Origin of the sequence: Chitinophaga sp. HK235, from assembly GCF_018255755.1 — a bacterium.
In the GTDB taxonomy this organism is placed as follows: Bacteria; Bacteroidota; Bacteroidia; order Chitinophagales; family Chitinophagaceae; genus Chitinophaga.
In genome coordinates, this window is sequence record NZ_CP073766.1 from 1,305,179 (window position 1) to 1,328,712 (window position 23,534).

The 23,534-nt window shown below is 48.9% G+C and carries 10 protein-coding genes; all 10 read right to left on the reverse strand.

Features of this window, described 5'->3' with window-relative positions; genetic code table 11:
- Positions 1-74: 74 nt before the first annotated feature.
- On the reverse strand, positions 75-2,387 hold the full coding sequence (locus KD145_RS03925) for a family 20 glycosylhydrolase (protein ID WP_249219733.1): 2,313 nt from the start codon (positions 2,385-2,387) through the stop codon (positions 75-77).
- 95 nt (positions 2,388-2,482) lie between these two features.
- The gene (locus tag KD145_RS03930) at positions 2,483-3,112 is read right to left on the reverse strand and encodes a pseudouridine synthase (RefSeq protein ID WP_308219043.1); all 630 of its coding nucleotides are present in this window, start codon (positions 3,110-3,112) and stop codon (positions 2,483-2,485) included.
- A gap of 1 nt (position 3,113) precedes the next feature.
- Complete coding sequence (locus KD145_RS03935) at positions 3,114-3,596, reverse strand: hypothetical protein (protein ID WP_212004603.1); 483 nt, start codon at positions 3,594-3,596, stop codon at positions 3,114-3,116.
- 202 nt (positions 3,597-3,798) lie between these two features.
- A complete protein-coding gene (locus tag KD145_RS03940) occupies positions 3,799-8,811 on the reverse strand; it encodes a DUF4132 domain-containing protein (protein WP_212004604.1) in 5,013 nt (1,670 codons plus the stop codon).
- A 47-nt stretch (positions 8,812-8,858) separates the two neighbouring features.
- Positions 8,859-9,284, reverse strand: coding sequence for a hypothetical protein (locus KD145_RS03945; protein WP_212004605.1), 426 nt, complete (start codon positions 9,282-9,284; stop codon positions 8,859-8,861).
- Between the two features lie 81 nt (positions 9,285-9,365).
- Positions 9,366-9,776, reverse strand: coding sequence for a hypothetical protein (locus KD145_RS03950; RefSeq protein ID WP_212004606.1), 411 nt, complete (start codon positions 9,774-9,776; stop codon positions 9,366-9,368).
- Positions 9,777-9,781: 5 nt separating this feature from the next.
- A complete protein-coding gene (locus KD145_RS03955; RefSeq protein WP_212004607.1) occupies positions 9,782-10,318 on the reverse strand; it encodes a YceI family protein in 537 nt (178 codons plus the stop codon).
- Positions 10,319-10,445: 127 nt separating this feature from the next.
- Positions 10,446-11,510, reverse strand: coding sequence for a hypothetical protein (locus KD145_RS03960; protein WP_212004608.1), 1,065 nt, complete (start codon positions 11,508-11,510; stop codon positions 10,446-10,448).
- Positions 11,510-18,115 carry a fibronectin type III domain-containing protein gene (locus KD145_RS03965; RefSeq protein ID WP_212004609.1) on the reverse strand — a complete coding sequence of 2,202 codons (6,606 nt, stop codon included), beginning with the start codon at positions 18,113-18,115 and terminating at the stop codon, positions 11,510-11,512. The genes KD145_RS03960 and KD145_RS03965 overlap by 1 nt, the downstream gene beginning before the upstream one ends.
- Before the next feature lie 34 nt (positions 18,116-18,149).
- Complete coding sequence (locus KD145_RS03970; protein WP_212004610.1) at positions 18,150-23,531, reverse strand: T9SS type A sorting domain-containing protein; 5,382 nt, start codon at positions 23,529-23,531, stop codon at positions 18,150-18,152.
- Positions 23,532-23,534 lie beyond the last annotated feature (3 nt).

A 23,534-nucleotide genomic window follows, 5' to 3' on the forward strand; every position in this document is an offset into this window, starting at 1 on the left:
GTCTTTCTTCGCTCCTTTCTTCACTTCCATCTTTGCTCTCTTCTCCGCTTATCAGGAGCATCAGTATCATCACACTAATCACAGTTACAGTTTAAGTCGCGGTCCTCTATGGCTTTCAGTTTTCCGCCGTTGACACTGTATTCCAGCTTAAGCGTGTATCCGCCGCCGCCTTCCACAAAATCCACTTTCAGCGGATGCCAGCCTTTTTCCAGGGCTATCTGGCCGCTCTTTTGCAGCGGGGCATGCCAGCCGTCGTTGTTGACTACTTCCTTACCACCGATATAAAGTCTGCCACCATCATCGCAGGTGAGGAAAAAACTGTAGATGGCTGTTTCAGGAACATAAACAAATCCCTGTAAACGGGCGCCGAAAGCAGCTCCATGCCCCAGCCCTTCGGGGATGATCACATTGGGTACCCGCATAGTGCTGTCAGCAGTGGCTTTGATCTTAGTGGTGGTTCTGAAGGCACCTTTGAAATAATCCAGTCGCAGCCCCTGTTTGGTAGGATGGGTCGTTACTGGTTTGATATAGGATTCCTTGCGGTAGCGAAGTGTATAGATATCACCCCGGTTGCCTGCCGGACTGAAAGCCGCCAGCCTGATGGTTTGCGGCGTCGTGATGGACAAAGATGCCGGCAGTATAGGTGATTGCATACCCGGGATGGAACCATCCGTAGTATAACGTATAGTCATTCCGGTTAAAGGTGCTTTTACCGCCAGGGTACCCTGATCAACAAACACATTATCCTCTGTAAAACCGTCCAGGTCGGGCAGCCGGTAATGTACACCCAGCTGGTCCAGACGGGCATACTGTACGTTTAGCCGTTGGAGGTAGTTGTCATAGTCCTTTTTATGTGTCCACAATACCTCTGCCAGCGCGGTCATGCGGGGCATGAACATATAATCGGCCCTTTTTTCTGAAGGGATATATTCTGTCCAGATATTGGCCTGGGCGCCCATAATAGATTTGGCTTCCTCTGTAGTAAGACCTTTGGGCACCGGCTCAAAGTGATACACATTACCGATGGAGTTACGATCGGGGGTGGCATCAAAGTAAAGCGGATTGCCGGGAGTCATGATCACCTGGTTGCCATGGCGGGCAGCTTTTACAGGAGCATCCGGTACCCAGGCGCGCCAGTACATCAGAATGGCAGTAGGACTGATACCGCCTTCCAGGATCTCATCCCAGCCGATGAGGACTTTCCCTTTGGAATGGAAAAACCGCTCCATTCTCTTCACAAAATAACTTTGCAGTTCCTCTACGCTTTTCAGGTTGTTGGCCTTCATCACTTCGGTGCAGGCCGGAGACGCAGCCCAGCTGGTTTTCTCCACTTCGTCGGCACCCAGGTGCAGGTATTTGGAAGGGAACAAGGTGGCTATCTCTGTGAAGACATCTTCCGCAAAACGGAAAGTGGTTTCGTTACAAGGGCAGATGGGCGTGGAGAAATCCTTGCCCCATCCGGATTTACCATCGCAGGTGAGGAAGGGATAAGTACGAATGGCTGCCATCATATGACCCGGCATATCAATTTCCGGGATGATTTCCACGTGGCGTGCAGCGGCATAGGCGATGATGTCCTTCATCTGGGCCTGTGTATAAAAGCCACCGTAAAGGGTTTTACCATCCCGCTGAATGATATGTTCCTTGTCAATCTCCATATCGGGATTGTCTTTGGCCTTCTCCATACATACGGAGTCCTGGTTGTTAAACTCTCTCCAGGCGCCTTTTTCGGTGAGCAGTGGATATTTTTTGATCTCTATGCGCCAGCCCTGGTCGTCGGTAAGGTGGAGGTGCAGCTTATTCATTTTGTAGAGGGCCAGCAGATCGATGAATTTCTTCAGATAGCTGACAGAGAAAAAGTGGCGGGCCACATCGAGGTGCATGCCACGCCAGCCGTATACCGGATGATCATTGAGTTGCATGGCCGGGATGCTCAGTACACGCAGACTGCCGGTACTGTGGCCTTCAATGGCAGACGGCATCAGCTGCCGTAATGTGGCAATGGCCCTGAAAAAGCCGGCCGGAGCTTTGGCACCGATCTGCAGCTGCTTTGGGCTCACTGTCATTGTGTAGTCTTCCTCTCCGGCGAGGGTAAGATCCTGTTTTAAAACGATTGCATTACCGGAAGTATTAGCAGCAGTGGTTTTGAGGGTAGTTCCGATACCCTGGCGTACCAACGATTGCAGCTGCGCCACCTCATTGCTGAAAAGGCGGGCATTCGCGGGCAAGACCAGCCTGGTACTGCCGGTGATCGTAAACGATCCCTCCATCGGGACCAGCTGTTGCGGGTAGGGAACAATCGGATAACGTAGATCCTGTGCATGGGCAGCAGTGCCAAGCCCCATGCCTAACGCCAGTGACAGCGTCAGTGCGAAAACTCTTCTCATAAAATTTTCTTGTTATAGCATGATTTCCAACGAAGCAAACCTAACAAGAAAAGTATCGGCATCCTAATGGGATATTCCCATTTTCGGGTTTTATTTTAGACAAACTGCCCGATTTTCAGCCGCTCAAAGAACGCCTGCTCTCCTATTTCTCTTACTTCTCCCGGCTGCATATCTCCCAGTTCGATATCTTCTATAGACACCCGGATCAGCCGCTGGCAACGGTGATGGATGGCGCCCACCATTTTACGGACCTGATGATATTTACCTTCGGTGAGTGTGATAAGCAGCCAGGTATGGGGCGCTTTGTCTGGTGGCTCCGATGGGCGGGGCTGCAGTCCGGCTGGTTTGGCGACGATGACGGCACGGGTGGGCGCAGCCAGGTAATGCGTATCTTCCGCCACCAGGATGCGCACACCGGCCTGCAGACGCTGCAGGGTTTCCGGCAGCATATGCCCTTTGGCTCTTACCAGGTAGGTGCGTTCATGCGAACGCTCTCCTTCAAACAACAAACGGGTCACCTTCTGATTGGTCGTCAGCAGCAACAGTCCTTCCGAATGGTTGTCCAGCCGGCCGATGGCATGTGTTCCTTTGGGAAATTGAAAATCCAGGTCTCCCAGCAGATTTACCTTGTCCCTGTCGGGGCTGATAAACTGTGAGACCATTTTATACGGTTTGTAGACAAGAAAATAACGATGATCCATGATGCGGCTGCAAAATAGGTACATTTCAGCGGAATTTCCACCAGGGCTTATTCCTAGGAAGTATTACACGGGGTAGTGCGGGGTTACCGGTATACAGCGGTTCGTTGGACAGCAGGCCTATCCATACCGGTGTACCTACCTCGTGGAGCGGTTGTAAGGCAGTGGCCGCCACATAGGGCTGGGCAACGATAAAACGTTTATCCGTTACCTGGTCATACATAACAAAAACAAAGGCTTCTCCCTGTATCTGTTTGTTATCGCCGGTATACAATGCATCCTTTACGTATATGGCATACCGTGGGTTATTTTCACGGATACACTGATCAAACCATTCATCTGCGGCAATAGTATTTCCTTCAGCATCCAGGACCGTCTGTTGAGAGGCGGTCACCAGCAGCAGCCGGGGTTCCAGCGGCGCTGCACTATTGTTTCTCAGGCCCACCACATACTTCAGCATAAAGGAAAAATGGTTCATCAGTTCGTTGGAAACATCCTGTAATCCATTCATGGTGGATCTGTATTAATTCGCTATTTAGGCTCAAAAACCAAACATACAGAATATTGCTGATAAAAAACGGATCATCAAGGGATTTAGAGATTTAGTTATTTATAGATTTAGGGATTTAGTTATTTAGATATTTAGGGATTTTAATAAAATATATAAATCCATAAATATCTAAATAACTAAATCCCTAAATCAGAAAATCAAATTATGCTATCTGTTCCAATACAGTAGGGTCCTGTATTTCGTGGTCCCTTGCCAGCAGCAGCACTTTGGATATCAGTTCTGCTGATTTCGGATCATCATCCACAAACGGGAGGAAAATACGGCCTCTATGCTGTGAATGTACCGGCAGGATAGAAAGGTATTTACCCGGCAACAGATGTACCACGGCACTGCCCAGGTGAACACTGTATTCACCCAGTTTTCCTTTGATGGTAGCATGACTGCCGGCCACCTTCACGTTGTTTAGTTTAAACAGGCGCAGGGTTTCTTCGAGCAGTACCCTTCTCATTTCAATGGAAGAATGGCTGGCTTCCGGATCTACCCCACCCACATGGGCCACACTGACAACCAGGTCCAGGTCACGCATCACTTCACTGAAGATCAGCGGGGATATGGTTTCAAAAGCAATCGCTTTGTATGTTTTCAGATCATGGAAGACCACTGTTTCCAGCGTTGGGCTTTCCACGTCAGCGGGTGAGAACCAGTCGGCCATCGCGTATATTTTAGCCACAAAGCCGTTTTTATGAAACACTTTCTGCAGACCGTCTTCATAGTCAACTTTCCAACCCCTTGTTTTGAGCAAGGCCACCGTTTGTGTAGGTTGCACCTGATGACCGGCATAACGACGGGATACCGACACCGCTTTCAGCTCATCTTCCAGTGGCACATACAGCTCACGGAATACCTGTTTGAACGGCTGCTGTACTTCTTTTTCAAAACAATAACGCTGGTAGTCGCTCCACACGCCTGCTTTATACAGGTCGCTGCTGTGCGCGATGCGAATGCCATCTGCGGCTGTTAACGGAACCGTGTTTCCTTTAGTATCCACCAAAGCACCATTTTGATAGAAACCATGGGAGTTCTCTGTGATGAACACCAGCTTTTCCAGATGGCGGGCAATCACCGGATGACCAAACAGTGTATTCAATTCGTCTGAAGTAAACACATCCCCCCGTACCATAGTGTCTTCCAGCGCTTTGCGGGAGCGGCGGAACTGTTCCCGCAGGGTCTTTTTGAACTCTGCCAGTTCCAGTACTTTTTTGTCATTCTTATATTTAGGCGGGATCGCTTTCAGTTGTTTATCTCCTTTGAAAGCCACTACATCTGCCTGTCCTTCTTCATCAATCACCAGTCCTATCAGCACATCATCGTACTGTACCTGTGTTTCCTTAGACAGAATGCCTTGTACCTGACGGGTTTCCATCGCCCATGTAAGCCGAACCGGATCTGCGTAGCCTGCGTTCCTGGCCAGGTTTTCCATGGCTATACGCAGTGCCAGCGACTCACTCGACTGTTTCTGTGCACCGAACTGTTTGCTTTCCTTTTTAAACATCTGGAGATATTCATAACGGGCAAGCACATCTTTTTCCGGATTAGTTTTGCTCAACGGGATAAGACCATAGAGACGCAGATAGTCCTGGTCGCGTTTGTCCTTCACCTTCTGAGTTACCTCTTTGATCTTCAGCTCACCGGTTATAACGTCGGCGTATAAACGGGCACGGCGATGGGCATTACCATCACTGATATATTTGGCAGCCTCATATACGATAGCCCAGCGTTGTTTGCCGATTTCCTTATAGGCTTTCTGGAACCAGTCTTTATCTACGGCGCCGTCTTTGAAGTCCTGTAAGTCAACCGCAGAATACCGGGCAATCTCGCTTTCAGCTTCCGCATTTTGTTCATTGCCGGCAGATTTGGTATGAGCATGCATCCACCAGATAGCGGAATCCAGGCCTTTCCAGCCGAGGTGCTGGCTCACGAACTTCTGCCACTGTGGCGCATATACGGCTGCTTCTATCAGTTGCTGTTCAGTGAGCTTTATTTTCTTCACCAGCTCATCAAACATTTCCTGTGTATCCTCCGGTAAGGGGAAACAACGTTTGAGCAACAGGCTGAAGACTTTCTGTTTGCTTAAAGGCTCTGAGCTATAGGAATAAATATAACCACGGTTAAGCGAGGTTTTGCCCAGCCCGGCCCATATCTCCGCGAAGCGTTTTACACCGTAAATGGTCTCCAGCACCTGTACCATGCCGGTAACAGCTGTTGGAGAATCTCCCCGCTTCAGTTCTATGTCCAGGAAATGTTCCCTGATTTTTACAAACATCGCTTCCAGGAACGGATGTTCATCGAAATAGTGCTGTTCCTTTTTAAGTTTAGGTTTACGTACACCAGACAGGAAGCGGAGATTATCGGCAGCAATCAGTCCTCTGTATAATTCACTTTCCGGTATAATGCCTGCCTGAAATGCTTCTACGAATATGGACATCGGTGGCAGATATCTGTCTACCAGTTCCGGGAGCCCCGAAAACTGCCGCCAGTTATAGAGATTCCAGCAATCTTCCAGCTGTTGGCCTTTCAGCCCGGTATTGGCAACTCCCTGCAGGAATCCATTCAATATGTTACTGCTTTGCCACCCCTGTTCACCATCGTATCTTTTTGTACAGCTTTGCAGGATCTCCGGTGTAAGGGCATTAAATATCTGTTTGCAGGCACCCAGAAGGAATGCATTTTTTTCTTCGAATGGATGTATCAATGCCAGTGCACTGAGTATTTTCGGCAATGGATCTGAATGCCGATACCGGCTGGTCCCACTGATCTCTTCCGTCATCAGTTCATCGTACACCGGCATATAATTTTTTAAGATCGATGCACCCAGTACCTTACCATCTAACAGCAGCAAGTTGACACAGATGAAAAGATCCCGCGGTGTCAGCCCGCCTTGCTGATACCAGGCTTCCCATACTTCCGGCAGTGGATACGAAGCATATTCTTCCTCCTTTGATGCAAACTTATGGCTGTACCCTTTTGCATTACGGAAGGTATTACCCAGCAATACGGTAACCATTGTATTATCGTAGTTTTCTACTTCATACTCATAACCGGCATGTTGCGTCAGCAACGCATTGAGCTGCTTCAGCTGTTCCTGCAAAGCCGCTATAGGCATAGAGAAACCATAAGGCGCAATCGCCGTACACTTGCTGTAGTAATCGTTTTTATCTACTGCCGGGAGTTTTGCCGGGGAGATGAGCGCAGGATCATACAAGCCAAAACCATTTTCTCTGGAGAAAGACTGTACATTGTTTTCACCGGATAACTGGGTCAGTAATATTTCTTCTTTCTGAGAGATGCTTTTTCTTTCCCTGAATGCTGTAATCCATGCAGTACGCTGTGTTTGCAGACGATTATCCTTCTGAAGACGCAAGGCAATATCCAGACCGCCGAGGCGTTGTTCCCCATCACCCTGCAATAGTTTTTCCGTTACTACCGTTACCACAGTATCCTGTTGCCTCAACACCATTTCAATCGCTTTGCTACGGACAGCGGCGCCTTTGCGTTTCAGGATATCGATAAACGTTTCCATTTCTTCAGCAGTAAACGCCTCTTTGTGCAATGCATTAAAGGCAATATTGACCACATACTCTCCCCTGTCTTTCAGCAGGCGCATCGCAAAGTTGCGCTGGAAAGGCGTAAGAGGCCCCTCAGCTTTGTCATCCTGCCAGCTGTAAGGCGAATATCCTTTCAGCAGTTTTCTGGACAGTTGCTCACGCAGGCTCAGGTTCATACCATCGAAATAGCCCAGCACGATATCCAGCCTTTCCTGCTTATTGCAGATGAAATTGATCATGGCATCGAGCGCGTTGTTGCGATCGAATTTGAAATTCATCCAGGAGAATACGATTCCTTCAAACGTTTTCTCTTTCTCGGGTGCCCGTTGTACAAGGGCATGCAGCCGGTCAAACATCGCGGGCAGATGCTGATCGAAATGAGCAGCGTTACTATTTTCGTTAATGATGGTCAGCGCCCTGGCATTAACGGCCAGATCTTCGTCGAGCAGGGCCTCATAGGCCGCGGGCATATCGATGTTATAGTATTTTGTTTCGTAAGCGAACTTCAGCGCCAGGCAACGTTTTTCCACGTTTCCCTTTGCCAGCAGCTCAAATACCATCGGGCGGGCTTCTGCCACATTGATAACACCCTGGGCCCAGAGTGCCATATATACGTCGGTGTTATTTTTGCTGAACAGGGCCGGCAGGATTTTTTCCGGTGTTTCAAGGTACTCGCTGGCTCTTTCGAGGAAAGTCCGGATAGTACTTTCTTTTTCAGCGTCCCAATAAAGCCCGGCCCATACGTCGAGTGCGCGGACTACGGAAGAGAAGCGGGTGAGTTTATTGTCGAGAACCACCTTCAGCATATGTTTCATGGCCCCGATGGAAGTTTCATCCAGTGCTTCCAGGATGGTCTGCCGCAGGCCTTCCTGGCGTTGGGCTGCCAGCAGTAGCTTTTCCACCAGTTCCCAGGCGGCAGGCTTCTCTGTGTTAAGCAGTGCCTTGATAAGGTTGCGGGTCACCTTTCCTTCCGGATCTTTGTTAAAGACGATGTCTTCACATACCTTCAGCAGGGATTCGTTGCCCAGGTCTATAGCGGCCGCCCATATCCTGTACAGATCACTACTGCCAAGATGATGATCGTAGCGGACCTGTTCTTCCAGACTCAGGTCGTAACTGGTATATGTCTGTTTAGGGTAGTATTCTGTCAAACAGGACTGTGGGATGGCCTGATGCAGAAACTCCAGTTGCAATACAAAATATACTTCCGGATCGTTGGGTGCCCGGAAGGAACGGCGGGTATAGCCCCGCTGGTACATCCGTTGCGGAACCATGTCCCATGCATATTTCACATAGGCAGCCCTCTCCTTCCCAAAAAGAAACACCAGGAGGTTGAAGCCTTCGGCAGTGTCCCAGGAGCGGTCTTTTATCAGTTCTTCAATCCTGATGTACCGCTGGTCTTTATAGGTAATGCTTCTATTACGGTAGTAGGGATTATTTTCATCCTTATCGGCCAATACTTCATTCAGTACAATCAGCGCGATTTCCGCGGTTTCCCGCGTCAGAAGCGGATCAGTGGTTTCTCCTGTAAAAACGGCTTTCAGCGCGGTGATTACATTGGTCATGTGATGGGGTATGATCCTGGTCTTCAGGAACTCTTTCACGTCCATGGCTAAACAAATTAATATGGTAATCGGGTTAAAAAATCATGTTGGCATTACCAGTAGCTACCGGCCAGGAAGGTCAACCGGATAAAGGTGACGACAGTTTCCGGCTTCAGTACAAAGGTACGGTCCAGGTCCTGTAACTCTTCCTCATCGGCAAAAACAGCGAACAGTCCATCTTCATAGGCCTGCAGGGCTACGTCCTGTGCTTTGGCCAGGTCGGCCTTATTTTCATTGTAGATGGCCCCAAAGCCCACTTTCCCTGTGTTGGTCTGGCTGTCAATCTGTTCATTGGAGAGAAAAGGCAACAGGTTTTTCTCTAAAGGTTTATCGTTATAGGCAGTTACCTGCTGTTTTACTACGGCATTCAACAAAACACGGAGAGACGGGGATTCCGGTAAATCATCAATGACAATCTTTTGTTTCTCTATCAGCGCATGTTTTCTGCCGGCTTGTTTTGCATTTATAATCAGGTCCATTCGGTATGCTTTCCGGTTTACAAACAAATGAAGAGCGAATATAGGAATACCCTGCCAATAATTATTCGTATCTGCAAAAATTTATCTTCCGCCACCAGTACGGTTCTTATCAGATAGTAATGGTTGAAGCCCCAGCCATACAAGCGCGGGGAAGAGATGCATGGGCACAACCATTCCCGGAAACAGTTCCGGTGCCGGTATATTCAGCGGGAGGCTCACAGCAAAAGGAATAGCGCTGCTCAGCAGGGAAATCGAGACCAGTATTATATTAAAGATAAGGATAGCCTTTCCATTACGCCAGCGTTCCCATAACCAGTGTCCCAGCATCATCAGGACTCCGGCGGCAATACTGGCGCTGGCCACGGCCGTCACCGGAGCTACCCCGGAGAAGTCCGCCCCCAGTGCTGCCTGGTAGACAGCTCCATATATCAGGGAAAGAACGGCCGAGATAACGCCGGTGGCTATACCCACCCAGAAAAGCTGAGGGCGCATAGGTATTATTTAGCGGTAACGGGAACGGTTACTGTAAGACGGGTATAATCAGACTCATCACCACGGGGTGTGGTAATACCGAAGTCACCACGGTTAACCTTGAATTCACCATGAAAAACACCTTTATCGCCGTTCCGGGTAAAAGTAAAGGGGATGGTAAAGGGTTTCTTTATTCCGTGCATATCCAGGGTACCTTTGGCATCATAGCCGGTAGCTGTTTTCACCACTTCAGACGATACAAAATGAATGTAAGGGTACTTCTCTGCATCGAACCATTTTTCGCCGCGGGCATGCCTGTTTTTAAGGCCGTTGCCGGTATTGATGGAGGCTACATCTACCAGCACATCGAATTTGGTAGCAGCAAGGTCCTTTTCATCAAAAACAACCGTTCCCTTCATTGACTCAAAGACACCATCGGCATACTTGCCTTCGAATTTGACGGAATAACCATTGTTGATTTTCCAGTTCTGTGTGGTAATAAAGGTAAATGCGGCCGTCACGAGCACCAGCAGGGCTACCGCCGGATAGAGGATCTTTTTCATTTGTAACAGTTTGATGGTTTGCAGGCAAAGATAAGGCCAACCTGGAACCGCCGGAAGAAGGTTACCGGAAGGTTACCAGGTTGTCTGCTTAAACCACAAAGTTACCCCATTAAATGACAAGAGCTGCTCAGGCCCGTTCGTAGATATAGAGGATATTGTTGCTATCGTTGGCGAATATATGCTGACCGTTGCCATAGGGAGCACCCCGTAAAGTGGCGCCTGGAGCCAAAGGCACGACCGTATCCCAGATGATGGTTTCTTTTTCAATATCGAAGATACCGATGCGGTCCAGAGCTCCGGCTCCTTCCCTTCCGGCAAAATACAGCCAGGAGCCTTCCATCCTGCAGTCAAAAACAAACATATCCCCGGTATGCCTGCCACTCAGCTTAAACCGGCGCTGAACAAGCATCTTTTGGCGTATATCCAGGCAGGCAAAAACGGATCCCTGGAGAATGTATCTTTTATCATTGTACATCCCACCAGGTATGGGTGCCGAAACAAAATACTTTAAAGCCTCTCCATTCATATCTGTCAACTGATCCGTTTCCCACCTTATTTTTCCCGTATTTACATCTACAGATACGATCCTCCGATTATTTACCATCGCCACGATCTCTGCATCATCAACGGTTATCAGCTCATAAAAGGTATCGGGCGGAGCATCAGCACCTATCAAATCTCCCCGGTAATAATCATTAAAATCAATGAGCACATTATGCTCACCACTACTCAGTGACATTTTATTAATGATACTTGTTCTCACCTTATACACATCATCAATCCGTATATAGTACAGCAAGTCTTTGTACTGCAAGTGCTGATTACCCAGAGACACCGGCACTTCCCAGCGGACATTCCCTTCCGCATCTATTCTGGCGAGTGTATCTTCCGGGCCGGCCTGACTGGTAACAATGATATCCGTTTCCTGTATCATTGCAGGATACAGCTCTTTCCCCAATCTGGTTTCTGCTCCCTCACCGGCAACCATCAGCAGCTCCCCGTTGCAATTAAACAGGTAAGCGTCCTGATACAGGAAAATTTTACTGTAATTGGAAACATTGTCCTGTAGCTTCCGCACTTCCAACCGCTCTTTGCTCAGAGAAAACACTGATTTATTATGACGATAATAGAGCTCATCTCTGCTATCATTCTTAACTGTATACCCTTTCAGTTGCTCTTTTAATACAAACATTATAATACTTTGACGAATTTATAAATCTGACTGTTAAGGTCATTTATAGCGGCTTCAAAAGCCCGTTTATTCAGTTTAAACAGCTGCTGCATTTTTGCATCTCCCAGGCCGCTATCATCACTATCATACCATTCAGCGAATCGATCCCTGAATGCCGCCTGTACCACACCTTTCGCCTTATCGAGTGAAAGTTTTTTGGAATCAAAAATACAGGACAGCTGGTTCAGATCACTCACATTTTTGAAATAAACGCCTAACTGTTTACTAAATGCAGACCGTTTGCTGGCATTTCCTAAAAAGTCTCTCACAGTGCTGGCTCCCCAGCTCTTGAATTCCAGGTATTTGATATCAGTGGGTGTAATGACTTTGATATCAAAGCGACATTTGGTTTTCGTTCCATCCAGGTCATCCCCTTGAAGACCATCTTCTGTATCATCCAGGTTTGCATCAAAAACGACGGTACCATTAAACAGTTCGGGATAGGCCCTCAGGACACGTAACTGAAATGCAGCGCCATACACCATACCTATCGCCCTCTGTTGTTTCAGATCGTTCCAGAGCCCTTCGAAATTATAATAATCCGAAAAATACTTGAAATCCTTGACATACTCACTCAGGTACTGATTAATTGGTTTGGAAGCATTTTTACAGGTCTTACAAGGCATTCCTTTTATAGGAGACAATGCCGTAACAAAGCCTTCGTCCTGGCCAATATTGGTCATGAAGCTGGAGGATGCCCTGGCTAGTTTAACTTCTTTCAATGCAGGGAAATCAGCCTGATAGTTGACCGATACTGATTTTCTGGCTGTAGCAACAACCTTCCAGGCCTCCAGTATCCGGGTGTCCAACTCTTCCACATGCTGACTGATATGGTTTACATTATCAGATGTTACATTAATGTCTCCCAGGAAAGTGGTCAGATCTGACAGTGGCATAGCCAGCAGATAATCCAGCACACTGCTCACCTCTTTAGAACTCAACCTGGCGCATAATTCACGGATTCCGCCGCTGTTGGTAAATCCAGCCTTCTTGTAAAGTGCATCAAACTTCTTACAGATCTCTTCTGTAAAACGTTTACAAGCGATACACTTTTCTTTTTCCTTCACCTTTGTCAATATCAGCTCATATGCTTTGGCAGAAGCATACAGCAGCTGTGGTGCATAGTTGGGTCTAGTTGCTACCATGATGTCAGCCATACCACCGGCGGGAGATCCTGCGATGGAGTAACTGATAATATTGGCGGTACCATTATAGGCCGCTGGCACCATTGTGGCCACACTTCCGGCCCCCTGCTGATATTCAACAACCGTTACACTCATCCCTTCTGCTGTTACCACCAGCTCACCCTTACCCGCCATCGTAGTAGTCACGTCTCCAATTGCCCCTCCTATTTCATCCACATATTCCGTGATAGCGCCGGTAGTTTTTGAAGCAGACAACACCATTCCCTGGCGGGGAACCATTACCAGATCTTCTGCCAGCACACCTTCTTTCGCGCCTACAGAGAATATCGCATTCACTCTAGCATCGGCGGCAAAACCTGCTACCCTGGCTAATTTTGTCTGTCCGGCCACACCTTCCAGCAACAACCCACGGGAATTGACAAACAACCTGGAATTACTTAATGAGAACCCAAAACCTCCGGGAGGCGGCGTTTTCGGAATATTTCTGATGGTATTCCATGCATTGGACAGGTCTCCTAAAGCCGTTGGTGTACCATCCAGTATGGGCCCTACACCTGCGATAGTACGGTTGAAGATCCGGAAGCCATTCAGTTTGCTGGCGCCCCAGGCTAATCCGTTGCCTACTCCTGCCAGTAATGATGCATAATCGGAAGTGGCTTTCACCTTATCCCATGCCTCGTAGAAGTCTCTATACTTAGTGTATTCAGCGAGCGTGAGATTATTCCTTGACCGCTGCACCAACACATCCATGGAACCCACTATTCCAGCCGTCCTCAACGCAAAAGCCGAATAAGCCGCCAGTGAACCACCGCCTGTTTCCGGAGTGGCCAGTATCGCTGCTGTGATCGCCACAAAATCAACCACCTCCCTGACCGTTCTACTATTTGTAGTTCTGGCCACATCGGTATTATACACCATAGCCATATAAGCCGGCACAATATGCCGGTCACCTGCATCAAACCCATTCTCATGGAAATTACGTACAGCCATGATCGTTACAGGCTCCAGCGGATTAAAGGCTTCATCCAGTTCTATATCGACTATTGTATTACGGGGCCTTCCTTCCAGTAATTGATCCAGTAAAGGATCCGGCAATTCACGGATAGTATATTCCTGCTCCAGCACTACTTTTCCTGCGTCATTGAATTCCGCTGTGGTTCCGCTGTTATGCGTCCAATAGTCAAAAAACTTATTGACGTGGTAAAGCTGTACAGGATCTGCACCAATCAGGAATTCCTGCTCGCCTGGGTAATACTTTACAGGGCCTGTACCGTTCATCTGGTCGGTGCTTGTTTTCTGAGTCGGCTGAATTCCCAGTGCTGCGTAGTTTTCCAACACCCATGGGTTGATCAGATCAAAAACATCGCGTACATCATCGTACCCTACGCCATTGAGCCATTTATTTCCTTCTCTCCACAAAGTGCGCAGCCATTGGTAATCTTTGGCGATCAAACCGCTCTTCAGTATCTCCAGGCGATCCTTCTGCGGAGCCGTCTGCAGCAGATCTTTTACAATGAAGTGCCCATCATTGGAAGTATACCAGTGCGGATCAGTATACCACAGATCATTGTCAGCTACTTTTCCGAGCAGCTGATTCAGGATGTACAGCCTGTCTTTCAGTTCCAGCGCATTCATCGCACACTTGCTATAGTTGTTGACCAGAATGGTATGAATATCAGCAGCTGGTTTACCGGCCAGTACTGCTGTATGCAGATCCGTCACCAGATTGATATTACCTTTTGCGGCCATCGCCAGCTCTGTCATCGTCAGCTCTTTCACTTTTGCGAACAACCGCGGCCCATAAGACGGGTCAACTGTCTGCAGCTGCATTTTCCGATAAGACTGAATAAAGTCCTCTATCCTGATCCCCATTCCCATACAATCTTTAAACCCTTCCAGCTCATTGGCTTTGAGGTTGGCCACTGTATAGAAGGTGATATAGTCTTTTACCGGACTGTCGGGAGCAAGTACACTCAACAGGAACTTCGAGATACTGATGTTCTGGCCGCCTTTATAAGGGAAGGTTGTATTGGCATTAGTCAGATACAGATTCTGCATCGGCAATACCAGCAATTTATTTCCTACCATTTTACTTCGCAGAAGCCCTTCCATATTCAGGAAAGCATCTATGAAGTTGATATCTGTAACTGCCAGATTATTGTTAAAGATACCTGCGCCATAATAGGTAGATGGTACACTGATAGTGGCCTGTAATGCGCCGAATCTGGAAGCATAGGAAATAAACCTACGATCCCTTGTCACCGGATCTTCCCCCACTCCCATAAACACGGCAATACCGCTCCGGGGGTGTTCCTGGCCGGTATACACATCTTCATAGTAATCTTTGCCACCTATACCGTAACCATTAAATGTTTTTCCGGTGAAATCAACTGCATATGCTTTTTTGTTGAGATCAAAGGACAACAAAGCACCCAATGGCATCAGATCTTCTGAAGGCTGGTTGACATTCGCCACACCATTCAGTTTATAGAAGGTTCTGTCCAGCGTGGAGAACTTCAGATTGGATGCGGTTGCTGGTAAAGTAATGTAGGTCCCCGCTGGTGTGATAAATGTATAGGTATTGGTAGCCTCATTTCTCAGATCCTTAAATACATTGATACTATCGTAGCCTACACTCTCCTGTTCCTGATCATTCTCAAAAATGCCCCATACATGGCCCGGATCATGTACTACATCCCACTGGTATTTCAGGAGGTTGTAGCCATTATTGTAATCCATGAGGTTGTCGGTGCTACCTCTATCCAGTCCGATACCTGCGCTGAACGTATGTTCCAGCGTAAAGGCGCCGTGACCGGTTTCGTGTGCTACCGTGCAGGCGATATTTTCGGGAGTGGCATTTTTTGTGAAGATGAAACCAAACTGACTCTGACGCGGCATTTTACCCAACAGGTCACCATCTGTCAACGCTACTTCGTTGACCACAAACAGGTAAGTGGCATCCTTATCTATATCGTGATTTTTGCTGTAAGCCTTGCGCATGGCTTTTTCCTCACCGGTAAAACCATTGCCCAGGAAAGCACTTCTGCTGTCCTGTAGTATGGTATCCTTGTTCAGGTCCCAGTCCTTGTTAGCGCGGAAACTTTCATCTTTTTTCACCGTATAGGTGACACCAATCTTTTCATAAGCATCTTTCAGGGCTTTGCTGATGGCATCTACAGGCACATCGGTGTCGTAGCCTACCGGCACCAGTACCACCCGTTTTTGTTTGGGCGCATAACTGGCCACCAGCAGTTTACCCATACTGATGTATTTGCCACCTCTCGTGTATACGGCATATACTTCCTGCGCATCACTGGCAGGGCCGCCTGTCAGCGTGATGATAAATCCATCTTTAGTGGAATCGGCTGGATAGACAATACCCTTGCCACTTACAAATCTGATCTTACTTCTGTCGATGTCTTTTGCATTGACCAGTGTAGCGATCACCTGATCCTGCTCACCCGGAACGATGGCTTTGGCGCTCACCCGGTAACGTCCATCAGCGAGTTTTTCATAACTGCTGTCGAGCACTGGTTTGCCAAAGTAACTGTCTTTCCAGCTGTCGAAGGCGTATTTATTGTCTTTCACTGAGAAGGTGATCATACCGTTACTCAGATTCAGTGTGTTCAAAGCCGCCAATGCTGCCGGGTCGCCTGCGAGTCCTTTATCACGTGTACCCGCTGCCGTTACCTTACCGCTTTTATCGACATTATAGAGGTTCCCATCAGTATCTTCTATCACCAGCGGTAAAGCCTTTCCTTTCTCTTTATAGTTGATCACCTCTTCCTGGCCGGTATTGGAATCCTTCAGGGTGATGGTACCCTTATCGGTATCTACTACGATGTTATCCTTAGTAAACAGATGCAGTTTGGTAGTGATGTCCGGAACGAGATCACCGGTTTTCACCTGCCCTACTTCATCGCCGCCACGCTGGTGTTTTACAGCGTCCCCCACGAATTTGTCGATACCGTCTGTTACGGCCTGCATCTCACCACGGGTCACTACCAGGTCAGTATTTACAGATATCCTGTTGAACTGCAGCAGCATACCAGTACCAAATCCTGGTGTAATCGCTTTACCACGGCCACTGAAAACACCGTCACCACCGGTTACTTCAGTGAGCATTACGTCGAAGTGGCCGATACGGAAGATGCTGCCGGCCATGGCTGCAGGCAGCGGCGTATTATTCTGCGGTGTCTGCAACAGTGCCGGATCACCGCAGGTGAAAATGCGGGAGGGTTTAGTCGTTACCGTTACTATATCGCTGAAGGGGCCATACACACCGGCCACGAGCCACTGCAGCCTTGCTTCGTAGCTGCGACCCGGTTCGAGGCTGTTTATATTGAGAACGGTATCACGCGGAGATTCGGCTGTACGCCAGTCGTATTCCACACCGTCCTTTTTGGTGGCCCGGTATTGTATGCGATAGGCATCTACCTTATAATTCACGTTGTCAGGGGCCAGCTGCCAGGAGAGTCTGATCGTTCTTTCGCCGGTAGCCTGGCCGGAGAGACCGGGTTTACCGATTTTGTTGATCTCAAAAGGATTGTTGCCCAGGTAGGTAAACCGGCAGCTCTGGCTCAGTCCCTGATTGCTGAACATATCACGGCCGCTTTTGTCGCGGGCCTGTACGATCCATACGTACTCCATGCTGTCTGTCAGCGCCGGTTCTCCCGGGCCATAGGCGATGGTATTCTGTTCGGTGGTGATGGTATAGATCGGGCGGGTGCTGCGGACGATATAATCAGGGTTGCTGTTTTTGGGTTTTATTTCATAGAGAGAGAAAATATATGCTGTGCCTCCACCATCCAGCGGATTAGGCGTATTGCGGCTGCTCCAGCTGAATGTCAGGAACTGCGGATCTCTCTTCTCCACACGGCTGCCACAGATAGGCATGTTCAGCAACGGCGGGTCGTTTTTCTGAAAGAAAAAGATATTGGCTCCGGCGTTACTGACCTGCACCTGCGGGCGGCGGTAGTCAAAGGCGGTGAAGGTAATGCGGTAAGAACCTTCCGGCAGGGAGCGGGTACGCTCGTCGCTGTCGCGGCTAAAACCGCCACTGAACTCAATATTATTGGTGTTGAGATAATCCGCCAGATCGGTCCCGCTGATGATGGTGGGTACGCCGGCACTGAGTGTCAGCGGGCGTGGATTAAAGGCTGGTGCTGTTCGCATGATCAGCGTACCGTTGCGCTCCACGGTCATCTGCAGCCGTACATCGTAAGAGGGTTTGGTCAGGTCGTTCTGTACCAGTATCACCCGTAGCTTGTCACTGCCGGGCACTGCATAGTCCGGAAGATATACACTATAAGGCGGAATGATCTGTGTGCTGGCAGTAACAGGATACTGTTGGGCGCGGGCCGGCTTTTGTATGAACAGCAACAGCGTCATACATAACAGGAAACGAAAAACTGGAGTCATGCCCATCTTGGACGGATTATTGATTGATAGAAAGTTAACGGTTCACTATAAAGCGTACATCTCTACTCTCGTTTTCAGCCACCACGCGCAGGATATAGATGCCGGAATTAGCATTCCCCAATGCCAAACGGTCATCTATCATCAAAGCAGGACTATACTGCTGTTTGGCCAGCACTCTGCCATTCAGGTCGAATACCGATACGATCACCTGTTGCTTACGGCTCATTTTAATCTGGAAACGGAAGTTGCCATCATTCGGATTAGGTGACAGCATCACGGTATCGATTACACGCACCGGCAGACTGTTAGACGGGCCTGCCAGCGGGTCGTAGTCGCTGATCTGGATATCTTTGCGCACTTTGTAATTGCATTCGCCGAAGGTGCCCTTCATTTCCACCCAGTAGGTGCCCGGGCTGGTGAATTTTATCAGTGGGGTGCCCCGGTCATAGCCCAGCAGGATGGCCTGCGGGTCGAAGGTCCAGCTGACAAAGTCAGGTGCCGGCAGGCTGATTTCCTTGATCACCAGTGTATCATAGGCGTTTTTACGGGAGGCTACCAGGAAGTTGGCATCCGGCTTAACATTCCGTTTGGTGATGGTGGTCTGCTGACTATTGCCGCAACCTTTTGCATCCTGCACCTTCACGGTATAATCACCGGCAGTCAGGTTGCCGAAGACATTATCGCTGCCCCAGTTACCGCTGCCCAGTGCATATTGATAGGGAGTGGTGCCACCTTGTACCGTAGTGGTGATGGTACCATCGTCGATACCGTCGCATATCTGAGAGCCTGTCACCGTGAATGCGAGTAACGGCGGCTGGGTTACTTCATAGCTATAGGACTGGCTGCAACCTTTACCATCTGTGATTTTCACAGCGTAGTTACCAGCTTTGAGCTGTTGTACCTGTGCACCATTCAGCCCGGCACTGCTCCACTCATAATTGTAACTACCATCTCCACCCACTGGTTGCAACACCACAGATCCATTGGCATCACCATTGCATCGTACGGCCGTTACCGTAGCAGTAGCCGTTACTGGTGGGAACATGGCTGTTACTGCCGTGGTGGCCGATGCAGCACAACCGTTCACATCTTTTACCTGGAGGGCATAATTGCCGGCCGGTAATGTTGTAAATACTCCATTCGGCTGTGGAGCTCCATTGTTGAGCGTATATTGATAAGGCAAGGTACCGCCTGCTGCCTGCAGGGTGATTTTTCCGGTAGGACTGCCACCACATGGCAGGTGTGCGATATCTGAAATCACCAGCGACAGCGGTGCTGATGGCTGCTGTAATACAATATTTTTAGTGATTTCGCAACCACGTCCATCCCGGACTTTGATGGTATAATTGCCGGCACCTATATTTTTATATTGAGCATTATTCGTGTAGGCACCGCTGTTAACACTGTATTGATACCCCTGATAGCTACCGCCGTTGCCGCCGCTGGTGGTCAGGTTAATTTCCCCATCGGTCAGGCCATAGCAGGATACCTGCATACCATGATAATCGGAAGTGCTAATGGTAGCACTCAAAGGCGCTGCCGGTGCGGTAATGCCCAGCACACCACTTTCCGGAGAATAACAGCCTGCGGCATCTTTCACACGAACAGTATAATTACCCGCTCCCAGCGGAGTATTGTTATTAAAAGACGTATAGGCGCCACCGTTCAGGGCATATTCATATGTCAGGCCACCGGTACCGCCATGGGCCTGTACCTGGATGGCTCCTGCCGTACCAAAACAAACAATATCCTGACGGGTAACATTATCAATCACAATAGGCACGTTCAAAGAAGCCACCTTCACCGGTAAGCTGATGCCGCAGGTATTAGCATCTCTGACCGTAACGATATAATCACCGGCCATCAGTCCGGTAAACACCGGACTGGCATTCCAGTTGGTGTTGTCTATGCTGTACTGGAGGCTGCCGGTGCCACCACTGCCCGCAACGGTAATACTACCAGCAGGAATAGCCGCACAGGGCACATCCTGCTTGCTCACCAGTTGCACGCTCAGTGCCTGGGCAGACTCTGTAAAGGTATAGCTCTGTGATGCCACACAACCTCGACCATCCTGTACTTTCAGGGTATGCTGGCCGGCTTTGATACCGGTGAACATAGGATTACCCGCAAAAGTACCGTTATCGAGCGCATAGGTGTAACCGTTGTAAGTGCTTCCGTTGCCGCCGTTGGCAGCTATTTGTGCGGTTCCGTTGTTACCGCCTGCACAGGAGATATTATGACCATTGTAATCGGAAAGGGTGGCTGAGAAACTGATCACAGCAGGTGGAGCAGTCAGGGTCAGTTTGTTATTATAGATAAGGCTGCAGCCATGTCCATCGGCTACCTTCAATGCATACACGCCGGCATCGATACCGGCACCACTGCTATAAGTGCGGGATGTGGCCCAGTTATCGTTGCTCAGGCTGTACTGGTAAACACCATCACCACCTGCTGCACCGAGCGCAATGTTGCCCTGTCTACCAAAACAACGGATATCCGTTACCGTAGCCGTCGTGATATTTAATGCCGGGTACCGATAGTTAACAACAATCGTGGTGTCTTTGGAACAGCCATTGGCATCTGTCAGATGCAGCGCATAAGTGCCCTGTGCCAGGTTATTGATGGTTGTGCCAGCCACCAGGGTACCATTGACATATAGTTTATACGGTGTAGCTCCACCCTGGATACTGGTTGTAATACTACCCGTAGCAAGGCCATAACAATCAATATCCTGATGTGTGGCACTGATACTGAGGTTAGGTTGTATCAGCGTTACGCTACCAGTAGCCACACAACCACGGGCATCTTTCACGCTCAATGTATAGGTACCAGGACTGAGATTAGAAAATACATTCCCAGATTGGTAAGCTCCATTATCGAGTTTATATAGATATCCCGTATAGGCACCGCCGTTACCACCTGTCGCCAGTATGGTGATTTTACCGTCAGCCGCGCCATTACAGGAGATATTAAAGCCGTTGAAGGAAGAGAGCTGTGTTGTAAACGCCAGCGCTGTGGCAGGCAGGCTGATAACGGATGGATCCGGTAGATCCAGCGTACAGCCTTTACCGTCTTTAATCCGGAAGTAATAGGAACCGGGCGTATGCAGAGCCGTGCCTGAAGTAAAGGTGGTATAATTGGTGCCGTCCAGTGTCCAGGCGTAGGTATAGCTGTTGTCACCACCGGTAGCGGAGATTGTAACAGTAGCACCATCCGCCAGGCAGACAGCTTCTTTGATGGTCACCCCGCCGGATTGCAGGGCCGGCAGTTCGGTGATCGTAACTGTATTTGAAAGCAGGGAGCAGTTAGTAGATTTACTATCGGAAACGGTTACACGATAAGTACCCGAAGCCAGTGCATCAATCTTAGTATCGGTATCATACCAGAAGGGGTCGGTCACCCACACGCCTCCTTTCAGTTGCTCCCATTTGTATTGATAGAAGCCGGAACCTCCGGAAACAGTGGCTTTCACCATACCATCCCGGGCATCATTACACGTGATGTCTGTTTTCTGCAGACTTACCTGCAGCGGCAATGGTTCTGTGATGCTGACCGTTTGCGTGAGTACATCATTACAACCGGGTACACTGTTTTGTACCTTGATAGTATAACTACCTGCAGTTAATGCGCTGAAAATACCGTTGCTATTGCTGACCGGGCTGCCGCCGGATTTTGTAAGGGTGAATATAAAACCACCGGAGCCACCGGTAGCGGAGTATTGTAAGGAACCATCGTTGCCACTGGCGCAGGTTACCATACTGCGTGCGTCCATGGAAAGCGTCAGTGCTGGTACTACATTCAGTGAGGTAGCCGTACTCCAGCCCGGACAGGAAGGTTTGTCATTATTTAATATCTCCACGGTATAGTTTCCTCCAACCAATCCGCTGAAAGTATAGTTGGGGGAAGGGATTCCACTGGTTTGCTGCAGGAGCACCCCATCTTTGTACAGATTGTATTTATAGTTGGTGATACCAGGATCAGCCACCACTGCGATGCTGCCGTTACCCGGGCTGGCGCAGGTGGGAGCTGTAGGAAATACCTCCCCTTTCACCTGGTCAGGCTGAGAAAGCGTAGTGCCTACCGACTTAACCGGCGCACAGGTACCATCGTGTACTTCGGCGGTATACACGCCCGCCGGCAATCCTGTCCAGGTCATGGTGTTGGTGGCAGCGCGTTGTTCCGAACGAAAGACAACCCCGTCTTTTTTGAGGGTAAAGAAATAGCCGCTGTTGGCACCATTGCCTTCGGCTGCTGTAACGCTGATAGCGCCATCATTGCCACCAAAACAGCTGATATTACTGGTAGTACCCAGACTGATGGTAAGCTCATTCAGCTCCGGCATCGTGATAGGAATGGGTGTAAAACAGTTGCCTGCATTCTGCGAAGGGTTGATCACCCATAAGGTATAATCACCTTTAGGAATATTTTTAGAGAATATACCACCGGAAACAGGCACTACTCCCCCGCTCCAGTCCTGCTGATCTCCACAGGCAGAAGTCGTACCCGACAAACCCGGATCACAGGGTGCAGGATTATTACCTTTACGCAAAATCCAGCGCATACCGGTAAAGCCGCTGACAATGGCACTTGCAGGAATAGTGATAGTGCCCGTAGGCTGTCCGGGACAAGCCGGAACAATCACTTTCTGGCTGGCATCCACCGCGGGCCCAGGGGGTAAAAAAGTAATCACATTAGTTCCTGCAGAATAGGGAGAATAACAGGTAGCCGCACTATATACCGCTTTAGCGCGGCAACGGAACTTGATATTGGTAATGCCCGAAGCAATCTGAGGGAACAGCTTTACCGGTATAAATGTATAGTTGTAATAATTTTCAAATCCGAACTCCGAAGGAGGCATATCTATCCAATTATCAGGCGAACCGATACTATACTGCCACTCTACCGATGCTGTGCCATAACTGAGTGGAAACAGGTCCCAGTTAAGGGGGGACCTGAGGGTTACCTTTGTATCACCGCAGTAATTATTGGCATCCGTTTGCACCGGATTGGGAGCGATCATGACATACATCATCTTTATCTGGTAACTGCCCTTGGGTGTATACGGCTGTGGGAAATCTTTTCCCGACAAAATCCAGTTCTGATCTACCGGAAAACAATATTGCTCAGAGAAAGCCGGTGAACCATTGACATAAAAAAATAGTTCAGGCGTGTAGTTGGTCTGGCCCCGAAAGGTATTTCCTGCGCCAATTGGCGAGCTACCAGACACGATCGTTCTTCCGGGAATTGTGGGGATTCCCAACTCCAGCAGACCTGCGGGAGGGTTTTTAAGATTCAGGTAATAGGTTACCGGTTCAGACAACAGCACATTTTCATTCTGCCCCATTACAATATCCTGGTACAATATACCCAGGCTAAGTACTCCGATGAAGAACAGGTATTTGTAGAAATTTTTCATCCA

Bases quoted from the DNA above. Each gene is read 5' to 3' on its own strand.
- KD145_RS03925 (WP_249219733.1), bottom strand. From the start codon at position 2,387: ATGAGAAGAGTTTTCGCACTGACGCTGTCACTGGCGTTAGGCATGGGG.
- KD145_RS03930 (WP_308219043.1), bottom strand. From the start codon at position 3,112: ATGTACCTATTTTGCAGCCGCATCATGGATCATCGTTATTTTCTTGTC.
- KD145_RS03935 (WP_212004603.1), bottom strand. From the start codon at position 3,596: ATGAATGGATTACAGGATGTTTCCAACGAACTGATGAACCATTTTTCC.
- KD145_RS03940 (WP_212004604.1), bottom strand. From the start codon at position 8,811: ATGGACGTGAAAGAGTTCCTGAAGACCAGGATCATACCCCATCACATG.
- KD145_RS03945 (WP_212004605.1), bottom strand. From the start codon at position 9,284: ATGGACCTGATTATAAATGCAAAACAAGCCGGCAGAAAACATGCGCTG.
- KD145_RS03950 (WP_212004606.1), bottom strand. From the start codon at position 9,776: ATGCGCCCTCAGCTTTTCTGGGTGGGTATAGCCACCGGCGTTATCTCG.
- KD145_RS03955 (WP_212004607.1), bottom strand. From the start codon at position 10,318: ATGAAAAAGATCCTCTATCCGGCGGTAGCCCTGCTGGTGCTCGTGACG.
- KD145_RS03960 (WP_212004608.1), bottom strand. From the start codon at position 11,510: ATGTTTGTATTAAAAGAGCAACTGAAAGGGTATACAGTTAAGAATGAT.
- KD145_RS03965 (WP_212004609.1), bottom strand. From the start codon at position 18,115: ATGACTCCAGTTTTTCGTTTCCTGTTATGTATGACGCTGTTGCTGTTC.
- KD145_RS03970 (WP_212004610.1), bottom strand. From the start codon at position 23,531: ATGAAAAATTTCTACAAATACCTGTTCTTCATCGGAGTACTTAGCCTG.